Below are 18,151 nucleotides of genomic sequence, written 5' to 3' on the forward strand. Positions count from 1 at the left end.
TTTGTGCTGGACTATCACCCGCTTTTTTAATTGAAGCAACCGGGCAGCGTGTGAAAGTGTGCTGCCGCAGCCCGGTCCAATACCCTGCCGCGTCCCGACGGCGTAATGACGGCTTTCCGCCCTGGATGCTCCTTGATGAAACGGCTGTCCATTGTCGCTGCCCTCGCCCTCACGCTTGCGCCCCCTGTCTTCGCTGGCCATCCGACGGTGCCAGCGCAGGCCGTGTCTGATACGGCGCTCGTCCGCGCCCTACCCGGCTTTGCCAGCAAGATGGCGACGGTCAATGGCGTGCGTCTGCATTACGTCATCGGCGGACGGGGACCACTGGTCATCTTGCTGCCTGGCTGGCCTGAGACCTGGTGGTCCTATCACAAGACGATGCCGGAACTGGCAAAGACACACCGGGTCATCAGCGTCGACCTGCGCGGCATGGGCGCTTCCGACAAGCCGGCGGGTGGCTTTGACAAGAAGACGATGGCCAACGACATCGCGGCGCTCATCACACAGGTTGGCGACGGCAACGCGGACGTCGTGGGGCACGACATCGGCGCGATGGTGGCCTTCAGTCTCGCGGCAAACCATCCCGAACTGGTCAGGAAGCTCGTTTTGCTCGACGTGGGCCATCCCTCAAAAGGGTACTTGCAGTTGAAGATGCTGCCTGACGCCGGAACCTTCAACGACAAGATTGACGAGGACCACCCGTACCTGTGGTGGTTTGCCTTCCACCAGGTCAAGGGCTTGCCCGAAGACCTCATGGAAGGGCGCGAGGACCGCGAGCAAGCGTGGTTCTTCCGCTACATGACAAAGAACGAAGCGGCCATCGATGCGCGCGACCGCGCCGTGTACGCCGCCGCCTACGCGAGCCGGGACGCCATCCGTGCGTCCAATGGCTGGTATCAGACGTTCAACCAGGACATCGCCGACTCGGAGACCTACGGCAAGCTCCCGATGCCGGTCCTCGGGCTTGGTGGTCCGGGGTATGCGCGCCTGAAGGCCTTCCTTGAAGCAACGGCAGCCATGTCGACCACGTACCGCGTCGAAGGCAGCGGCCATTTCATCGCCGAGGAAAAGCCCGATGCGCTGCTGACCTACCTCACGGAGTTCCTCAATCAATGAAAATCCTCTTTGTCATCACCAGCGCTCCGCTCGGCACCTGGCTTGCCGAGGTCACCCGCCCTTTCTGGCATCTCTCCGAGCGCGGCCACGACATCACCTTTGCAAGTCCGGCAGGTGGGAAAATCATCTGGGACAGACTGAGCGACCCGGCAACGGACGGCTCGTTTGAAGCCGACGACCTTGTCAGCAAGGGCTTCCTGTCGGACTCCGCGCTGGTGGCACGCCTTGGCAATACGACACGTCTTGCCGACATCGACCCCGCGCAATTCGATGCCATCCATGTGGCGGGCGGCACCGGCGCGGCAGTCGACCTTTACCCGAATGCAGACCTTGCGCGCCTCTTCGAGCACTTCTGGGCAACCGGCAAGGTCGTCGGGACCATCTGCCACGGCTCCATCGCACTGGCCAACAACCCTGACCGGGTGGCCGGACGCACGGCGACGGGCTTTACGCTCGCCGAGGACATCCAGGCCGAGTCCATCTACGGCCCGAAATTCATCCCGTTTTACCCGCAACCGGTCATGGAAGAGGCGGGAATCGCCTTTGTCCATGTCGAGCCGCAGGGCGTCCGCGTTGTCGTTGACGGACGGCTTGTCACCGGCCAGAACCAGCAGTCGGCCTCCGAGTACGCGCTCGTCTTCCAGCAGCTTCTCACCGGCAAGCGGCCGGTCCTCGTCGCCTGAACCCGGAACCGCGCCATGGCCATGTTCCCGCAGTTTGTCACCATCGTCGCCCGGCAGCCCATCGACGCGAGTGCCCCACAGGCCTGGGCGCGCATCGGCGACTTTGCCGACGCCGGCCGCTTTCTCGGCACCACCAGCCGCGTGGTCGAGGGAGACGGCAACCTCGGGTCCATCCGGACGGTCGGTGATGCCGTCGTCGAGGTGATGGTGGGCCAGACCAGAACGTCTTACACCTACGCCCAGCTCGAAGGGCCCATGGCGCTGCGCTCTTACCACGGCTGCCTGTCGGTTGAAGCGACCGGTCCGGCGCAGTGCCTGCTGACCTGGGCGCTGACGTACGACCAGACGCAGGCCTCGGACGCGCAGCGCGGCGAGGAATTCGAACGGCTGACCCGGCGCTTTGAAGGCGGGGCCCTGGCCATGAAAGCCCATGCGGAAACCCCCTGACGCTTGCCGTGTCCGGCCCGGGGGCGGGGGGACCGCCGGTTCGGACCGGGCTGATTTTTCCTCCCCAACCGAGTCCTCCCATCGTGCCCTTTCCCTTCCACCGCGCCCGCCTGACCCTCGCCCTTGCATGCGGCCTTACCAGCCTGCCTGCGCTCGCCGCCGGCAACCCGCCCTGGGTCGGTACCTGGGGTGTGGCCCCCGTGCCCATGGGGCCCGTCAACTACGGAGGGAAGACGCTCCGGGAGATTGTCCACACCAGCGTCGCCGGAACCCGGGTACGACTGCGCTTTTCCAACGCGTTCGGCGACGCGCCCCTCGTCATCAGTGATGTCCACCTGGCGCTCAATCCATCGGGGTCGACGGTTGATGGTGCCACCGACCGCGTTGCCACCTTCGGCGGACAGCATTCGGTGACCATCCCCGTGGGCCGGACGGCTGCGACTGACGCTGTCGACATGCCCATTCCTGCATCGGGCGACGTCGCGGTGAGTTTTTATGTGCCCGAGGCGACGAACGTGGTCACGGGCCACAGCTACAGCAACCAGTCCAAGTGGGTCGCCAACGGGGACGTCAGTGGCCAGCCCGAGCTGCAGGCGAGTGAGGAAGGCGACTACCAGTTCCTCCTCAACATGGACGTCCAGGGCGACGGCCTCCAGGGCACGCTCGTTGCCCTTGGCGCGTCGGCGACCGATGGTTTTGCCTCGACCTATGGCGCCAACCACCGGTATCCGAACGTTCTTGCCAGTCGACTGAATGCGGCCGGCATGAAGGTCGGCATCATCAACGAGGGCATCAGCGGCAACGGGCTCATCAACGGCGGCCCCAATGTGCTCGACCGCTTTGCGCGCGATGTCTTCGACCAGCCCGGCGTGCGGTGGGTGATTTTCTCCGATGCACCGATGAACGACATCCTCCCGGTTGCCGCCAACGCAACCGCCGACGACATGATTGCCGCCTACCGGACGCTTATTGCCGAGGCGCATGCGCGGGACATCAAGTTTTACTGCACGACGATGCCGACGTTCCATGCGGCGGCAAACTGGTCAGCGGAAGGACAGAAACGCGCCGATGCGCTCAATGCCTTCATGCTCTCGCCGGACAGTGGCTGCGACGGTGTCGTTGACCTCCACAAGGTCCTCGAAGACCCCAACCGCCCAACCTACACATTGCCGGCCTATGTCGCCTCAGACAACCTCCACCCGTCCGACGCCGGCTACCAGGCGTTTGCCAACGCCATCAATCTTGCCGACTTCCCGCCCGTGAGCCTCGCACCGGTTGCGCTGCCTGCCTCGTGCGGTGCCATCGAGCCCGGCGAAGGCCTGCGGCCCGGAGAGTCGCTGCGATCTTGCGATGGCGCCCATGCCCTGACCCTGCGCACCGACGGCAACCTCGTCGTGACCTCGGGGACGACCACCCTCATCGACACGGGAACGGCCGGCTCGGACGCTGCCGAGGCGTACCTGACGCCGGACGGCAACTTCGAACTCCGGGGCGCGGTTGGTGAACTGCTCTGGGCGTCCGGTTCCGGCGGCCAGACGGGTGCGCACATGTATCTCCAGCAAGACGGCAACCTCGTCATCTACGCTCCGCAGGGGCCGGTCTGGGCCACGAACACCGCCGGACGGTAGTCCATTCCGGCGCGACGGCCCGCAGGTTCTTCCGCCGCAGTCTGCTGCAATAACAAAAGCGACTCCCCGTCTAGCCTGCGGACTTCTCCCCCCAACCCTCGGAGCAACACCATGAAGGCAACCGGCATTTCCACCTGGGCAGGCAACTGGAAGCAAGGCAAGGGCACCCTGTCGACGACCACCGACACGTTCAAGGACAAGCCCTACAGCTTTTCCAGTCGCTTCGAAGGCACGCCGGGCGGCAGCCCCGAGGAACTCCTTGCCGTCGCCCAGGCAGGCTGCTTCAACCAGGCGCTCGCCAACAACTTCGGCATGATTGGCTTTGAGGCCGAGAGCATCAAGACCTCGGCGACGGTCGAGCTCGGCTATGGCGAAAACGGCCACCCGGCCATTCTCGGCATTGCCATCACCACCGAAGCCAAGGTCCCGGGCATTGCCAAGGACAAGTTCGACTATTGCGTCGAACGGGCGCGCACGACGTGCACCATCGCCCTCCTGCTCAAGGTCGACCTTGGCATGACCGCGACGCTGCTGGCCTGAGGCCTTTTTCGGGCCGGTGCCCTGCCCCGGCCCCCTCTTTTGCTCGGCGTCGCGCACGCCAGGAGAATCCCCATGTTTCTCGATACCTTCAAACCCCAGCACTTCAAGCTGACGGCTGTGACCCCGCAGTACTGGAAGGTCGCTTTCGACAACCCGCCGGTCAACGTCATCGGCACGCAGATGATTAAGGAGCTCAAGGAGCTCCTGACCGAACTCGAGTCGAACAAGACCGTCAACGTCGTCGTGTTCGAAAGCGCGGACCCGGACTTTTACCTCGCCCATTACGACCTCGCCGCCAACCATGCCGCCACGGAAGCGTTGCCGAGCAAGACCGGCTTTGCTGCCTGGGTTGATGTGACGGTGCGCCTGTCGCACCTCCATGCCGTGACCGTGGCCGCCATCCGGGGCATTGCTCGTGGCGCCGGCAGCGAGTTCGCGCTTGCGGCCGACATCCGCTTCGGCAGCCGTGAGAAGGCCATCCTTGGCCAGATGGAAGTCGGCTTCACGGCCGTTGCCGGCGGTGGCGCCCCGGGACGTCTTCCGGGACTCGTTGGCCGCGCCCGCGCGTTTGAAATCCTGCTCAGCGGTGAGGACTACCCGGCGGAACTCGCCGAGAAGTACGGCTACATCAACCGTGCCATCGACGACGACAAGTTCGAAGCGTTTGTCGATGCGTGGGCACTTCGCGTGTCGAAGTGGGACTTCCGTGTCATCACCGAGCTCAAGGACTACATCAACAAGTACACGCGTCTTCCGGATTCGGAATTCCCGCTGCACTCCGATGCGTTCTGGGGGGCGGCAAAGCTCCCGCAGTTCGGTTCGGTCACCCGTCAGCTGATGGAAAAGGGCCTGCAGACCCGTGGCGAGCTCGAGTACAACCTCGGCCGTGACATCGGCGACATCGTTCCGTAAGACTCGGCTGGACAAAGGGCGCCATCAACGGCGGCGCCCTTTGTCCGCTACCCTTCGACGACTTCGTCGAGAAGGGTCACGACGGCGTCGAGGAAGCCCGGGAGTGGCTGGAAGCTCGTGTGGGCCAGATGAAGCCGTCCGCCAAAGCCGAGTGCGGAGAGGGTCTGTTCGGCTTCAATGCCGGTTGCAACCGCCGGCCCCCAGACGGCCTCGAGCCCGATGTCACCGAAAACCGGCGCGAGGCTCAGGTTACCGAGGTTCGTCAGCAGGATTTCCGCTCCGAACACGACCGCCCAACCATCGGCCATCGCATCAGGACTGTCGACGGCGGCGACCGCGTCGCGCACGGCCTGGATGCCGCCGGCAAGGACGCGGGTGTCGTTGAAACGGGCAAGGGCCGCCGCATACCCCGCGCATCCGACCAGATATCCGAGTCCAGCGAGTCGAGCCGGACGGTCAGTGCGTTGAGGTGCGCGCCGAGGTGCTCGGTCCAGTCGAGGAGCCGCCTCCTGACATCGATGGGTGAGAACTCGAGTAGCCAGAAGGCCTTTTCCAGACCATCGGAGGACGCGACGTGGCACGGGCAAAAGGGGATGACATGGCGGCGACCTCGGCGCGACGGGCACCCGAGTGCCCGCCGCGCAACTGCGGGTTACTTGTGGCTTGCGGCCTCTTCGATGGTCTTGACCAGACCCGGCACGTCGGTGATGAACGGCGTGTGGCCGGTCTTGAGCGTCGTCTCACTGCGCACCGGCGTTCCCGCAACCATGCGCGCCTGCAGGGACGGGCTCACGACCTGGTCGAGGGAGGTGTGCACGTAGACCTTGTCGACCGAACCGAAGGCAGCGGCGGTGAGCTTGACCGGCGTTGCCAGCGGAGCCAGCGGCTCGTCGATAATCTGGTCGGGAATCATCTTCTTGACAGCGTCCGGTGCATCATTGGCAAACAGGTCCGCACGCGCCGAGCGCTCGATGGACGCCACGCCATGCTCCTTGTCAATGACCAGATGCGGGCCAATCTTGGCATCCGCGTCGGTCTGGGCAAGGCTCATGAGCGACTCGCCGTCCTTGGGCAAATAGGCGGCAAGATAGACCAGTGTGCGCACCTTTTTCGGGGCCGCCTCGGCCACATCAGAGATGACAATGCCACCGAAGCTGTGACCGACAAGGACGACAGGGGTTTTGCTCTTGTCGATGGCCTTGATGACCGTGTCACGGTAGAGGTCGAGGCTGACCTTGTCAGGAGTGGCCGGGTTGCCCGGGCGACCTGGCAGGTCGGGCGCAATGACCGTGTAGCCGTCGGCCTTGAGCTGAGCGGTGACGCCCTGCCAGACCTGCGCATTCTCGAACGCACCGTGGACGAGCGCGATGGTCGGCTTGGTGGCGGCTTCGGCGCCGCCGGCAGCGACCATGGCACCCAGTGCAACAATTGAAGCAATCTTCATGATGGTGTCTCGGTTGGAAGGACACACACGAGGTGGGATGCATGCAAGCCGAACCAAATGACCCAAACACCAGCGTTGATGACATCACGTCCAAACGTGTCACACATGCCCCCGATGTGCTGTCGCAGGTGCTGACCTGGGTTCGCCTGCGGGGCGAGGCGGTTTTCCCGAGGGCCATCCCAGCAGGGCAGTCGATGTCCTCGCGGGGAGGCGCCGGATGCTTTTTCTTTATCAGTGAGGGCGAATGCCGGATTGACACCGACGACGGTTCGACCACGCGAGCCGTGGCTGGCGACCTTGTCTTGTTGCCCACCGGTGCAGCCCACCGTCTTACCGCTGTGACCGCGTTGAACTGTGTCGAAGGCGCCTACCGCTATGATGGCGACGGACTGCCGCCCGTCCTCGCCGCGCTGCCTTCCTGCGTGCATATTTCCAATGCCGGCCGGGTCCCGGACTGGCTCGGCGCGCTCACGCATTTCCTGCTGGAAGAATCACGTCAAATTGAACCGGGCTCGTCCCTGATGGTCTCCCGTCTCGTCGACGTGCTGGTTATCCGTGCACTGCGCGCCTGGGCGACGGAAGGCGATGGCCGATTCGGTCGCCTGGCTGGGCTGACCGACGAGCGCGTCGGTCGGGCGCTTCGTGCCATGCACGATGCGCCCCTTCGCCGATGGACGGTCGCGGAGCTTGCGCACATCTCGGCCATGTCGCGCTCGGGCTTTGCGGAGCGGTTTGTTACCAAAGTCGGCGAAGCCCCGCTGCGCTATCTCGCCCGCTGGCGACTACACATGGCCGCTGAGATGTTGCGGAGCGGGATGCGCATCGGCGAAGTCGCCGGACGCATCGGCTACTCGTCGGACGCAGCCTTCAGCCGCGCCTTCAAGGCCTGCTTTGGCGAGCGTCCAGGGGAGCGGCGGGCGTCGTAACGCCCGCCTCCGGTCTCACAGATTGGCCGATACCGTCGCTGCGAGGTCGGGCCTCGAGGGCGTCCATCCAAGCACACCGCGCGCGTTGGTGGCGCGTACACGGGAGTTGGTGCCGAGCGCGATGCGTGGCCACAAGCCAAGCTCGGCGACAGCATCGTCCACGTTCCAGCTTTGCGTTTTGCCACCAAAGCCCAGCGAATGGCTGACGGCGACGGCCACGTCCCGCATTGCAAGCTCACCGCTCTCGGCAAAATAAAATAACGCGGACGGCGCACGTTCAACGGCCAGGAGGTAGAGGTCGACGAGGTCTGCGATGTGGACGTTCGACCAGATGCTCCTGCCCTCGCCGATGTACACCCCTGCCCCGACCTCGGTGGATTTCTTTCGCAGTTTGGGAATCTCGTCGCTGTCGGCCTTCTCACCCAGTCCCTGCCCGTAGACCATCGTCGGGCAGATGACGGCGGTGCGCATGCCACGGAAGATGCCGGCGGCACGCACAAGACGGTCAATTTCGTTCCTCGGCGACCGGTTGAGCAGCATCTGGAAGGGCATATCATCGGCGTAGACTGTCGATTCGGCGTACATCCCTGCTGCATCATCGCCCACGATGCTCGACCCACTCGTGTGGATGAGCATCTTGCCGGTGCCCGAGAGCGACTCGATGAGCGCGTGAGCGGCCCAGAAATGGTCCGAGCTTGCCGCGTTGATGGTTACGTCGACCCAGTTGGCGAGTCTGCCAAGCAACTCGGTGTCGTCTAGGGCGCCGAGGACGGGCTCGATGCCTGCTGAGCGGTGGGATACGACGCTCTCGCGACGGCGGACAAGCCCGCGCACCTCATGGCCTTGCGCGCGCAGATTTACGGCAACCGACCCGCCAATGTATCGGGACGTGCCGGTGACAAAAACCTTCATGACTGCGTCCCGTCTGGATGAGATGTGGATTGGGGGGGGCCGGGTCGAGCACGCACAGACAAACGGGGTCTGCCATCGCCATCGCAACCATCGCGTTGTGGTACGCGGCCAGCCATTCGAGCGACTCGCGGGCGTCGGGCTCCGCACGGCGATGGGCAAGAACGATGGATGCTGCGTGGGCAAGAAGCCATTCGCTTACGCTGGCACGGTAGCCCTCTTCAACGATGGCCCGGCGCGCCACACCGACAGGTGCAGCGCGGTAGGCTTCGATGCGCTCCGGCGTGTCGGCCCAGTCCACCGCCTCGAGGCAGATGCGGATGTAGTCGAGATGGCAAAACGACACCTCGCTCCCCCTGAGTGTCCCTTCGAAACGACGAAACAGGTTGTTGACCGGGTCAACCTCCGCCCCATAGTTGCGAGCGAACGAATGAGCCCTGACATGGGCAAAGAGCCGCTCATCGATAACGATGACCGGCGCCTGCAGTTCCATCTGCAGGGCACGAGCACGCACGAGCCCGTCGCTGATGACGACCCCACCCCCATGACGCCACCACCCAAGGCTCAAGGCCCCGGAGACGACCTGTCCGTGTCCAAGGAGGCTCGAGCCCTGCGCGTCGGCAATCCCGATAAGTTCATCAAGGATGCGCTCGGAGTGTGCGCCCGAACCAAACAGCGGGGTGCCAAGCGGATAAAACGCCATCACAGAATCGGCCACCGCAACGACGTCCTGCCCGGGGCCGCTCCCACTTCATTCCCACCGGCCCCCGCGTCAAAGTCGAACGTGTCGCGCAGGGTGACGAGGCGACGGGCGTTCGTTGCAGTGCCCAGGCAAGCTTCATTGCCCGCGCCCCCGTTCTCACCAGAGAGAGGCTGCCGCAGATGCCGAAGGCCCCGCGAAGGAAAGGGGCGGTCGTGGTTGGGGGAGCGCCGGAGGATGGATTCGTAGAGATAAGGGGGAACATGGTCATGCCTAAAGAGCGCAAGTGCGGCATGTATACCGGCTTTGTTTTTTGAAGCCTATGACGTTCTTGTGCACTTGTGCACGGTCCTCCGCTTTTTTTTGCGCAACGCTTCGCTGGCACCCTCCAGCGACAGGAGCCACCCCCGGATGGCCACGGGCAGCGCATGCCGAGCGGTGCTTCCCCAACCGTTGAGAGAATCCATATGTCCCACTACGACCTTCGCCTTCCCCTCACAAGACATTCCATCGCAAGACTCGTCCTTGCGCTTTTGTCCGTTGGCTGCGCGCTGCCCGCTGCCGCGCAGACCGCATCCGCCGATGCGAGCACGATCACCGGCCACATCCTCGTCGGATACCAGGGGTGGTTCCGCTGCCCGGGTGACGGGAGCCCATGGAACAACTGGAGTCACCTTGCCGACGGGCAACCAAACGGCAAGAACCTCTATATCTCCAACTACCCCATCACCACAGAGTGGACAGGTGTGGCGCGGTGCAAGGTCACCACCTTGACCGTCGGAGGCCAGCCCGCGTATCTCTTCTCATCGTTCCCCCAGGAGACGGCTGACATCCATTTCCGCTGGATGCGCGAGTACGGTATCGATGGCGCACTCCTGCAGCGCTTCACAGGGGAGATTCCGAACCACAGCCAGGAAGGCGAAGCCATCACACGCCATGCGATGAAGGCGGCCGAAGCGAACGGACGCACCTTCGCCATCGAATACGACCTGAGCCATGGGGATTATTACGATGTGGTCTCCGATGACCAGGTCGTGGCCGACATCACCAATGACTGGCTACATCTGGTCAATGACCTGCACATCACTGACAGCCTGGCCTACCAGAGGGAAGCCGGAAAGCCGCTCGTGTCCCTGTGGGGTCTCGCCTTCCACGATGACAGCCACCCCAAGCGCGCAGCCCTTGCCGGGCGCATCATCCACTGGTTCAAGACCGTCGCCCATGCAGAGGTCATGGCGGGCGTGGCCAACAACTACGACGACCCCAACAATGGGGCCGACCCGGCGTGGGGTGATGTGTTGAAGGAGGCGGACATCATCCAGCCCTGGACCGTCGGCGCGCTGAGCAACCGGGACAACATCGACTGGTGGAAGACCAACAAGTTCATCCCCGAAATCAAGGTCACGGACGCTAACGGGCAAATCTACATGCCGGTCATCGAGCCGGGGGTTGCCGGGCGTGATTCGAACGACGTCGTAGGCCAGGGCGCGGCACGCAACGGCGGCGACTTCTTCTGGCACCAGCTCTACACCGCAAAGAGCGTCGGGGCGAAGGTCATCAAGATTGCGATGTTCGACGAGGTCAATGAAGGCACGTCGCTGCTGAAGGTGGCCGAAAACGCCAGCCAAGCCCCCGACCAGGGCACATGGTTGAACCTCGACGCAGACGGCTACCAGCTGCCGTCCGACTGGTACTTGCGTCTGGCGTGGAACGCAGGGCGTGTGTTGCGAGGTGAGGATACGCTGACCGATACGGTACCAGGCGACCCGGGTCCGCTCGACCCGGCCCCGTCGTGCGGCGTGCTCGGCCCGAACGGCGTCATCAATCCGGGCAAGCCGCTTTACTCATGCAGCCAGCTTGTCCACGTCAGCCTCGACCCGAGCGGGGACCTGACCGTCTATCGGGGCACGACTGCGCTGTATTCGAGCGGGACCGGTGGCCAGCCAGTGGTGACAACTGTCATGCAGGGGGACGGCAACCTCGTCGAGTATGCCAAGGACGGAACGCCCCGCTGGGCGAGCAACACCGCCGGCCACCCGGGAGCGTGGCTGGATTTGCGAAACGATGGCAAGGCCTGGATTGTCTACCAGGGCAAGGTCATCTGGACAGCTGGTCCGTGACGATGTGCCGGCCCGGGCGCGTTCCGGGCCGGCATTCGCTTACCACGGCAGTTCATTGCCCTTGTAGTCGACAAAGACGAGCCCCGGTTTGCCGAACAGGCCTTCCAGCACCCGCACCATGCCACTGGTGCTGGTGGCCACATCGAGCGCGGCATCCGGCCCACCCATCTCGGTGCGCACCCAGCCAGGGGCGATGGCCGCGAGGGCGTACGGCATGGCCGGACGGGCAGCGGCAAAACTCCGCAACGACTGGTTCAGCGCTGCCTTGCTCGAGCGGTACGGCTCCCACCCACCGGTGGTATTTCCCGAGACGCTGCCGAGGCCGGATGACATGACCGCGAGCACGCCGCCGTCGGCAACGAGCGGCTCAAAGGCCTCCGTGGCGAGCATCGCACCGGCGACGTTGGTGCGCATGACCTGCATCACCTGGTCGGCAAAAGAAAGAGCCGGGTCGCTGAGGACGCCTGCGTTGACGAACACGACATCGAACCGGAATCCAGCGAGCTCCTCGCGAAGGGCGTGGATGGAGGATGCGTCATCGATGTCGACGTGGCCGACCATCAGGTTCGGCCCTGCCAGACTGTGCAACCGCACTCGGGCGGCTCCTGCGCTCCGTCGCGGACACGGCCCAGCCTTGCTCAAGGAGGCGTTCAACGAGGCCAAGACCAAGACCGCGACTCGCGCCGATGACAAGGGCGCGACGCGACGGGAAAGCGATGGCGTGGGTCATGGGCAGCTCTCGGACGGGTAGCGGGACATACCCCTGACCGGGGCGTTGGCGCCGATGGTGCCATTGATGCCGTGAGCACACTTGGATGAGGCCACCGTGCCGGGCATTCATGAATGCGACCACCCTCATTTGGTCCAACGTACCGCAGCGCGTTGGCGTTCGAGAGCGGCATTGCAGGGGCTGTTGACACCGCAAGAAATAGTCGCTTCACTAATCAAAGCGACGCAAAAACCGTGACCGGGACACCTGTTTTCCGTGCGGCGGATGTGCCGCACCCATTCTGGCCGCCCGGCTCCCACCTGCCACCGGAACACATCATGACCGACAACACCTACACGGCCGACCGCACCGCCCTTCTTATTGTGGACCCCTACAACGATTTCATGAGTGAGGGCGGCAAGCTGTACAAGGCCATCGAGGAAACCGCCTCCGAAGCCGGACTGTTCGACAATCTGCGCAAAATCATCCCCCTTGTTCGCGAAAAAGACATCAAGGTCTTCATCGTGCCGCACCACCGCTCGACGCCGGGCGACTTCGATCACTGGCAGCACCTGAACATGTTCCAAAAGGCCGGCCTGCCGCACAAGGCGTTTGAAGCCGGCAGCTGGGGTGGCGAATTCCATCCTGAATTCGGCCCGAAGCCTGGCGATGTCATTGTCAAGGAGCACTGGGCGCAGAGCGGTTTCGCCAACACCGACCTCGATGTTCTCCTCAAGCAGCACGGTATCCAGCGCATCATCCTCGTCGGCCTGATTGCCAACAGCTGCATCGAGTCGACGGCGCGCTTTGGCATGGAACTCGGCTACCACGTCACGTTGGTGACGGACGCCACGGCGGCCTTCAGCAAGGACGGCATGCTCGCTGCAAAAATCAACGCACCGATGTACGCCCACGCCATCCTGACCACCGGCGAGCTGGTCTCCGCGCTCGAGGCCATCTGACACGTGCGCCCGGCCTAGCCGCCGGGCGGACCACGCGCCACTTCATTGGAAGGGTCCGGCATGTCGACAGAATGCTGGGCCCGTCTGTCATCCTGCGCGCCGTTTCAACAGGGGGAACGTCCATGCGCATCACCGTCAAAACAAAAATCCTCGCGGCCATGGGCTTTGCGCTCAGTGCCTCAATTGTGGTGGGGGTCGCCGGCTTGGCAGGCCTCCATCATACCTTCGGCAACGCCGAAGACATCTATCAGAGCAACCTTCTCTCGATTGTCCATGTCGTCAATGCGAGGCAACAGCTTGTCGACGAACGCCTTGCGCTCAACCGTGGCTTTGCCGACCCGACCGTTAGGGGATTTGTCGAGCGGGTCAATCGTGACATCACCGCAGAAAAGAAGGAATGGGCCAACTACTTTCCCGCGCTTGTCTCATCCGAGCATGAGCGACTGGTTGCTGACGCGTATGTGACGATGCGGGAGAACGCATCGCGGCTCGCGCTTCAGGAGGCCGAAATGCTCGATGGAGGAAGGCTTGAAGAGGCTCGACGACTGCACATCACGCGCACGGCAGATGAACTGGGCAAAGCAGCAAACGCCATCGACGCCCTCATCGTTGTCAACGAGGAGCAGGCGAAGGAAGCGTACGCTGAAGCATCCCGCGGCTATAGTCGAACGCGCGACCTGTGCGTCGCGGTCATCGTCATCAGCGGCATTGCCCTCATTGCCGTCGCCCTATTCCTGACGCGCTCGATTGTACGGCCATTGGTCAAGGCGCGTACGCTATCGGAGGCCATCAACGATGGCCGGCTCGGAAATGCTGTTGATGCCAAGGGAACCGATGAGCTCGCCGAGACGCTCAAGACGCTCTCGACCATGGACCTCAAGCTCGCGGGCATCGTCGCCGACATCCGGGACATTGCGGAGGATGTCTCCGGCGCGGCCTCGGACATCTCACAGGGCAATGAAGATTTGTCCCAACGCACGCAGGAACAGGCGAGTTCACTGGAGGAGACGGCCGCCTCGATGGAAGAGCTTGCTGCAACTGTGCGGCAAAATGCCGATGGCGCCGTGCGTGCCAGGGACCTTGCCCGACGCCTGCTCGAAACCTCAAGCGAGGGACGGACGGTCTCCGCCCAGGCAACGGAGGCGATGACCGCCATTACGGCCGCCAGCAGGCAGATTGGCGAGATTGTGGTGCTCATCGATGAGATTGCCTTCCAGACCAACCTTCTCGCCCTCAATGCCGCCGTCGAGGCTGCGCGCGCGGGTGACCAGGGACGTGGCTTTGCCGTCGTCGCTGCCGAGGTCAGGAGTCTTGCGCAACGAAGCGGCACCGCTGCCCGTGAAATCAAGGCGCTTGTGAGCGATACCGTCGACAAGGTCAGCGATGGTGCTGCCCTTGTCGGACGCACGAACGATGCGCTCGAGGGCATCGCGCACGGTAGCCGTGAGGTCAGCGCCATCGTCGAGGAAATTGCCGCTGCGTCCGAGGAACAGTCGGCCGGCATCGAGCAGGTCAACAATGCAGTGACCACGCTCGACGATGTGACACAGCAGAACGCCGCCCTGGTCGAGGAGGCCAGTGCCGCGAGCCGGGCGACCGCCGAACTCGCGGCCCGGCTCCTCCAGCAGGTGTCGTTTTTCTCCATCGCTGGCCACGTCGCAAAGGCGCGCCCGGAAAAGGCACCCGCCCAAGCGGCGCCGACGCAACCGGTCCCGCCCCGGACGGCTGGCGCACGGAAGGACGAATGGGTCGAGTTCTGACCTGGCAGGATGCGGGTGGCTGCGGTGACGAAGCAGCACACCCGCGACCGCCGCCGCCCGCGAGAGTTGGCCGACGCCATGACGACTGAGTCCGTACACCCTTCCCGGATGCCGGACTGGCCGTGGTACGCGGTCGACGACGACCTGCTCGGGCCAATGGCAAAGTGGCATGCACAGGGCCTACCCCTGGCGCTTGCCACGTTGGTCTCGGTCGAAGGCTCATCGCCACGGCCGCTGGGCAGCGAGATGGCCATTGCCCGCAACGGCCAATGCGCAGGATACGTGTCCGGTGGCTGCGTTGAGGCTGCCGTCGTTGATGCGGCGCTCGGGTGCCTGCGGGACAACACGACCGTGATGCTCGACTACGGTGCCGGGAGCCCCGTCCTCGACCTCCAGCTCAGCTGCGGGGGACGCATCCACATCCTTGTGCGCCCCGTTTCTGACGCAGGCCGATATATTGACCTGCTGAGGGCGGCAGGTGCCGCCCGCCGAACGGTCACCATCGTGACGTCGGTGACCACAGGCCGCTGGCATGCCGTCGACGGAGAAACCCCGGTGCCTGAAGGCCACATCGGCCGCGTGCACCGTCCCGCGTTGCGGCTCGTTGTCGTTGGCGCGGACCCGGTGGCGCTTGCGCTTGCCGACCTTGCCCATCACACGGGCCTTGAGGTGGTGCTCGTCCGCCCCGATGGCCCTGACGGACCACCACCCCTTCCCCGCATTGGCTACATCCGGGGCAGCCTTGGCCCGGCACTCAGTGCGGCGAAGGTCGATGCCCGCACGGCCATCTACACCTTTACCCACGACGACGACACCGACCATGCGGTGCTTTGCCAGGCACTGACAGACGGGGCGTTTGCCGCTGGCGCACTTGGCAGCCGCCAGAAAACCGACGCCAGACGACGGCGGTTGCTCGATGCCGGCTTTGATGTGACAGCGGTCCATGCCGTCCACCTTCCCGCCGGGACCAAGTCCCCGGCCATGACCAGCCCGCGTTTCATCGCCACGGGCATCCTCGGGCGCATGCTCAGCGCGGCGCCAATGAGCTGACGCAGAACGGTCCAATGTGGACGGTATGTATGATGATTTATATTTTGAAGTCTCAATTCTTTCCGGAATACTCGAGATGACCACCGCCCCGCAACGAACCCTCCTCATTACCGGTGGCTATGGCGTCTCCGGCACCGGCGTCGTCGAGGCCGCCCTCGCCCGCCCGGGGTGGACACCCATCACGACGGGCCGCCGCCCGGCGCCCGAGACGCTCCTTGGTGGACGGCCCGCACCGGCACACATCCAGGTCGACCTCCTCGACAAGGAAGGGACGGACGCGGCGTTCGCCAACCTTCAAGCCGTCACAGACGTTGCCTTCTGTGCCTACCTGGAAGGTCGCACCGCTGCCGACACCGTGGCGCCGAATGTGGCCATGCTCGGAAACACACTCAACGCACTCAAGCACATTGGCGCAAAGGTCTCCCGAATCGTGCTCATGGGTGGCGGCAAGTCATACGGTGCGCACCTTGGCCCCTACAAGACGCCGGCCAAGGAATCCGACCCCCGCCACCTGCCTCCGCAGTTTTTCGAGGCGCAGGAAGATGCGCTGCGCGCATGGTCGGCGTCAAATGGCGCGGATTGGACCATCCTGCGACCCGACGGCATCATCGGCCCCAGCCTCGGGTCGCCGATGAACATCCTCACCGGCATGGCAACCTATGCGGCCGTGTGCAAGGAGCTCGGCGTTCCGTTCCGCTTCCCCGGTTCACCGCAGGCGTGGTCCGCCCTTCACCAGGTCACCGATGCCGACCTTCTTGGTCGTGCGACCCTCTGGGCACTCGAGAGCGATTCATCCCGGAACGAGATTTTCAACATCACCAACGGTGACCACTACCGCTGGAAGCACCTTTGGCCCGACCTCGCCCGGTTTTTCGACATCCCGGTCGAAGAACCCCAACCCATTCCCCTCGCCGAGTACATGGCCGACAAGGGCCCGGTCTGGGACGCCATCGTTGCCAAATACAACCTTGTCCCCACGTCGTGGGCGCAGATTGCCGCATGGCCGTTTGTACAAGGCATCGTCAACGTGGGCTTTGACCTTGTCCAGAGCACCATCAAGGCAAGGAAAGCCGGCTTTGGCGATTGCATCGACACCCATGAAAGCTACCTGTCACATCTCCAGCGCCTGCGCGACGCGCGGCTCATTCCCTGAGTGCGGCGACAACACTCCCGCACCCATCGAGACCGACCATGACCATTGCTCCCTCCCCCATCACCCTTGTGACTGGCGCCAATCGCAGCATCGGCCTGCAGGTTGTCCGTGACCTGTCCCGGCTTGGACACACCGTACTGCTCGGTGCGCGCGACCCCGGGCGTGGTGCCGAAGCCGTCACGCAACTTGCCGACGAGGGCATCAACGTCGATGTCGTTCACATCGACCTCGACTCCCCACAAACCCACGAAGCGGCCGCCGCATCCATTGCGCTGGCGTATGGGCGCATTGATGTACTCGTCAACAACGCGGCGGTCATCGACGCGAATGACGGCCCGGCGACCGTCATGGACATCCATGGCGCCCGAGGCGTGTTCGAGACCAATGTTCTGGGGACCCTTGCCGTCACCCGTGCCATGCTTCCATTGCTGAGACAGTCGGCGGGCGCCCGCATCATCAACCTGTCAAGTGCTTTGGGCTCGATTGGGGATGCCATTGACCGTGACTCGGAGTTTTCCGACGTCAGACTTGCCGGCTATGCCATGTCCAAGGCCGCGCTCAACATGCTCACCGTCCAGCTCGCAGTCGAACTTGAACCAGAGGGCATTTCCGTCAATGCCGTCGATCCCGGGTTTACCGCCACCGACATGAACCGGCACCAGGGCTACCAGTCACTGCAACAGGGCGCGGCGGAGGCTGTGCGTCTTGCGACCGCGCCGGTCATTCCGACGGGCGGCTTTTTTGCCACCGGAAGAGTCCTTCCCTGGTAGCTGATTCCAATACGGGCAGACAATCCTCGCAGTCTTGCGATCCAACACCATGCAGGTAAAGACATGACCACCCTGACCGTTAGCCAAACTGGTACCGCCAATCTCGCCAAACTGTCGGCCTCCGACCTCGCCAAGAACGCCCGCAAACCAGAGGTCGCCGGCGATGGCAGTATCAATACCCAGGGCGTCGAATCGACGGAAACGAGTTCACCCAGGCCATCTGTACAGCTGCTTCGTGCATTCTCGCCGGATGTACTGCTCGAGGACCCCGACGGACAGTCGACCGGACGATTTGTTGATGTGAGCGCCTGATGGCCAAGCC

The 18,151-nt window shown here is 63.9% G+C and carries 19 protein-coding genes; 14 read left to right on the forward strand and 5 right to left on the reverse strand.

The features are described 5' to 3' along the window. Positions 1-135 precede the first annotated feature (135 nt). The 6 genes from L2Y97_RS12765 (at position 136) to L2Y97_RS12790 (ending at position 5,326) form a co-directional block, all read left to right on the forward strand. The gene (locus tag L2Y97_RS12765) at positions 136-1,116 is read left to right on the forward strand and encodes an alpha/beta fold hydrolase (protein ID WP_247427041.1); all 981 of its coding nucleotides are present in this window, start codon (positions 136-138) and stop codon (positions 1,114-1,116) included. Further along, positions 1,113-1,799 carry a type 1 glutamine amidotransferase domain-containing protein gene (locus L2Y97_RS12770; protein WP_247427044.1) on the forward strand — a complete coding sequence of 229 codons (687 nt, stop codon included), beginning with the start codon at positions 1,113-1,115 and terminating at the stop codon, positions 1,797-1,799. Before L2Y97_RS12765 ends, L2Y97_RS12770 begins: the two co-directional genes overlap by 4 nt. 15 nt (positions 1,800-1,814) lie before the next feature. Then, positions 1,815-2,246 (forward strand): SRPBCC family protein, encoded by a 432-nt coding sequence (locus tag L2Y97_RS12775; protein WP_247427047.1) that lies wholly within the window; start codon positions 1,815-1,817, stop codon positions 2,244-2,246. A gap of 83 nt (positions 2,247-2,329) precedes the next feature. Continuing rightward, positions 2,330-3,874, forward strand: coding sequence for a GDSL-type esterase/lipase family protein (locus L2Y97_RS12780; RefSeq protein ID WP_247427050.1), 1,545 nt, complete (start codon positions 2,330-2,332; stop codon positions 3,872-3,874). A gap of 111 nt (positions 3,875-3,985) precedes the next feature. Beyond that, positions 3,986-4,414: an OsmC family peroxiredoxin gene (locus L2Y97_RS12785; RefSeq protein WP_247427053.1), complete on the forward strand. Its 429-nt coding sequence runs from the start codon at positions 3,986-3,988 to the stop codon at positions 4,412-4,414. Positions 4,415-4,486: 72 nt separating this feature from the next. Further along, positions 4,487-5,326 carry an enoyl-CoA hydratase/isomerase family protein gene (locus tag L2Y97_RS12790; RefSeq protein ID WP_247427056.1) on the forward strand — a complete coding sequence of 280 codons (840 nt, stop codon included), beginning with the start codon at positions 4,487-4,489 and terminating at the stop codon, positions 5,324-5,326. Positions 5,327-5,373: 47 nt separating this feature from the next. Here the strand turns inward: L2Y97_RS12790 and L2Y97_RS12795 are convergent, their stop codons facing one another. Next, a complete protein-coding gene (locus L2Y97_RS12795) occupies positions 5,374-5,673 on the reverse strand; it encodes a hypothetical protein (protein WP_247427059.1) in 300 nt (99 codons plus the stop codon). A 305-nt stretch (positions 5,674-5,978) separates the two neighbouring features. Then, the gene (locus tag L2Y97_RS12800; protein ID WP_247427062.1) at positions 5,979-6,770 is read right to left on the reverse strand and encodes an alpha/beta fold hydrolase; all 792 of its coding nucleotides are present in this window, start codon (positions 6,768-6,770) and stop codon (positions 5,979-5,981) included. A gap of 41 nt (positions 6,771-6,811) precedes the next feature. On the opposite strand from L2Y97_RS12800, the gene L2Y97_RS12805 reads away from it, so the two are divergent. Next, the gene (locus tag L2Y97_RS12805) at positions 6,812-7,696 is read left to right on the forward strand and encodes an AraC family transcriptional regulator (protein ID WP_247427064.1); all 885 of its coding nucleotides are present in this window, start codon (positions 6,812-6,814) and stop codon (positions 7,694-7,696) included. A gap of 15 nt (positions 7,697-7,711) precedes the next feature. On the opposite strand, the gene L2Y97_RS12810 is transcribed toward L2Y97_RS12805, so the two are convergent. Both L2Y97_RS12810 and L2Y97_RS12815 read right to left on the reverse strand, forming a co-directional pair. Further along, complete coding sequence (locus L2Y97_RS12810; RefSeq protein ID WP_247427066.1) at positions 7,712-8,608, reverse strand: NAD-dependent epimerase/dehydratase family protein; 897 nt, start codon at positions 8,606-8,608, stop codon at positions 7,712-7,714. Then, positions 8,532-9,323: a hypothetical protein gene (locus L2Y97_RS12815; RefSeq protein WP_247427068.1), complete on the reverse strand. Its 792-nt coding sequence runs from the start codon at positions 9,321-9,323 to the stop codon at positions 8,532-8,534. Before L2Y97_RS12815 ends, L2Y97_RS12810 begins: the two co-directional genes overlap by 77 nt. A gap of 449 nt (positions 9,324-9,772) precedes the next feature. Between L2Y97_RS12815 and L2Y97_RS12820 the strand changes: the two genes are divergently transcribed. After that, on the forward strand, positions 9,773-11,425 hold the full coding sequence (locus tag L2Y97_RS12820; RefSeq protein WP_247427069.1) for a hypothetical protein: 1,653 nt from the start codon (positions 9,773-9,775) through the stop codon (positions 11,423-11,425). Between the two features lie 39 nt (positions 11,426-11,464). Here the strand turns inward: L2Y97_RS12820 and L2Y97_RS12825 are convergent, their stop codons facing one another. Then, positions 11,465-12,019: an SDR family oxidoreductase gene (locus L2Y97_RS12825; RefSeq protein ID WP_247427071.1), complete on the reverse strand. Its 555-nt coding sequence runs from the start codon at positions 12,017-12,019 to the stop codon at positions 11,465-11,467. Positions 12,020-12,307: 288 nt separating this feature from the next. Here L2Y97_RS12825 and L2Y97_RS12830 point away from each other — a divergent pair, with 288 nt between their 5' ends. The 6 genes from L2Y97_RS12830 to L2Y97_RS12855 all read left to right on the forward strand — a co-directional run bounded on the left by L2Y97_RS12830 (position 12,308) and on the right by L2Y97_RS12855 (position 18,141). Continuing rightward, positions 12,308-13,096 carry a cysteine hydrolase family protein gene (locus L2Y97_RS12830; RefSeq protein WP_247427073.1) on the forward strand — a complete coding sequence of 263 codons (789 nt, stop codon included), beginning with the start codon at positions 12,308-12,310 and terminating at the stop codon, positions 13,094-13,096. Between the two features lie 122 nt (positions 13,097-13,218). Then, positions 13,219-14,856, forward strand: a complete 1,638-nt coding sequence (locus L2Y97_RS12835) for a methyl-accepting chemotaxis protein (protein WP_247427075.1) — start codon at positions 13,219-13,221, stop codon at positions 14,854-14,856. A gap of 24 nt (positions 14,857-14,880) precedes the next feature. Continuing rightward, the gene (locus L2Y97_RS12840; RefSeq protein WP_247427077.1) at positions 14,881-15,906 is read left to right on the forward strand and encodes an XdhC family protein; all 1,026 of its coding nucleotides are present in this window, start codon (positions 14,881-14,883) and stop codon (positions 15,904-15,906) included. 76 nt (positions 15,907-15,982) lie between these two features. Then, the gene (locus L2Y97_RS12845) at positions 15,983-17,059 is read left to right on the forward strand and encodes an SDR family oxidoreductase (protein ID WP_247427079.1); all 1,077 of its coding nucleotides are present in this window, start codon (positions 15,983-15,985) and stop codon (positions 17,057-17,059) included. 38 nt (positions 17,060-17,097) lie between these two features. Next, positions 17,098-17,829, forward strand: coding sequence for an SDR family NAD(P)-dependent oxidoreductase (locus tag L2Y97_RS12850; protein WP_247427081.1), 732 nt, complete (start codon positions 17,098-17,100; stop codon positions 17,827-17,829). A gap of 63 nt (positions 17,830-17,892) precedes the next feature. Next, positions 17,893-18,141, forward strand: coding sequence for a hypothetical protein (locus L2Y97_RS12855; RefSeq protein WP_247427084.1), 249 nt, complete (start codon positions 17,893-17,895; stop codon positions 18,139-18,141). Positions 18,142-18,151: the final 10 nt, after the last annotated feature.

The organism is Luteibacter aegosomatissinici, from assembly GCF_023078495.1.
GTDB lineage: Bacteria > Pseudomonadota > Gammaproteobacteria > Xanthomonadales > Rhodanobacteraceae > Luteibacter > Luteibacter aegosomatissinici.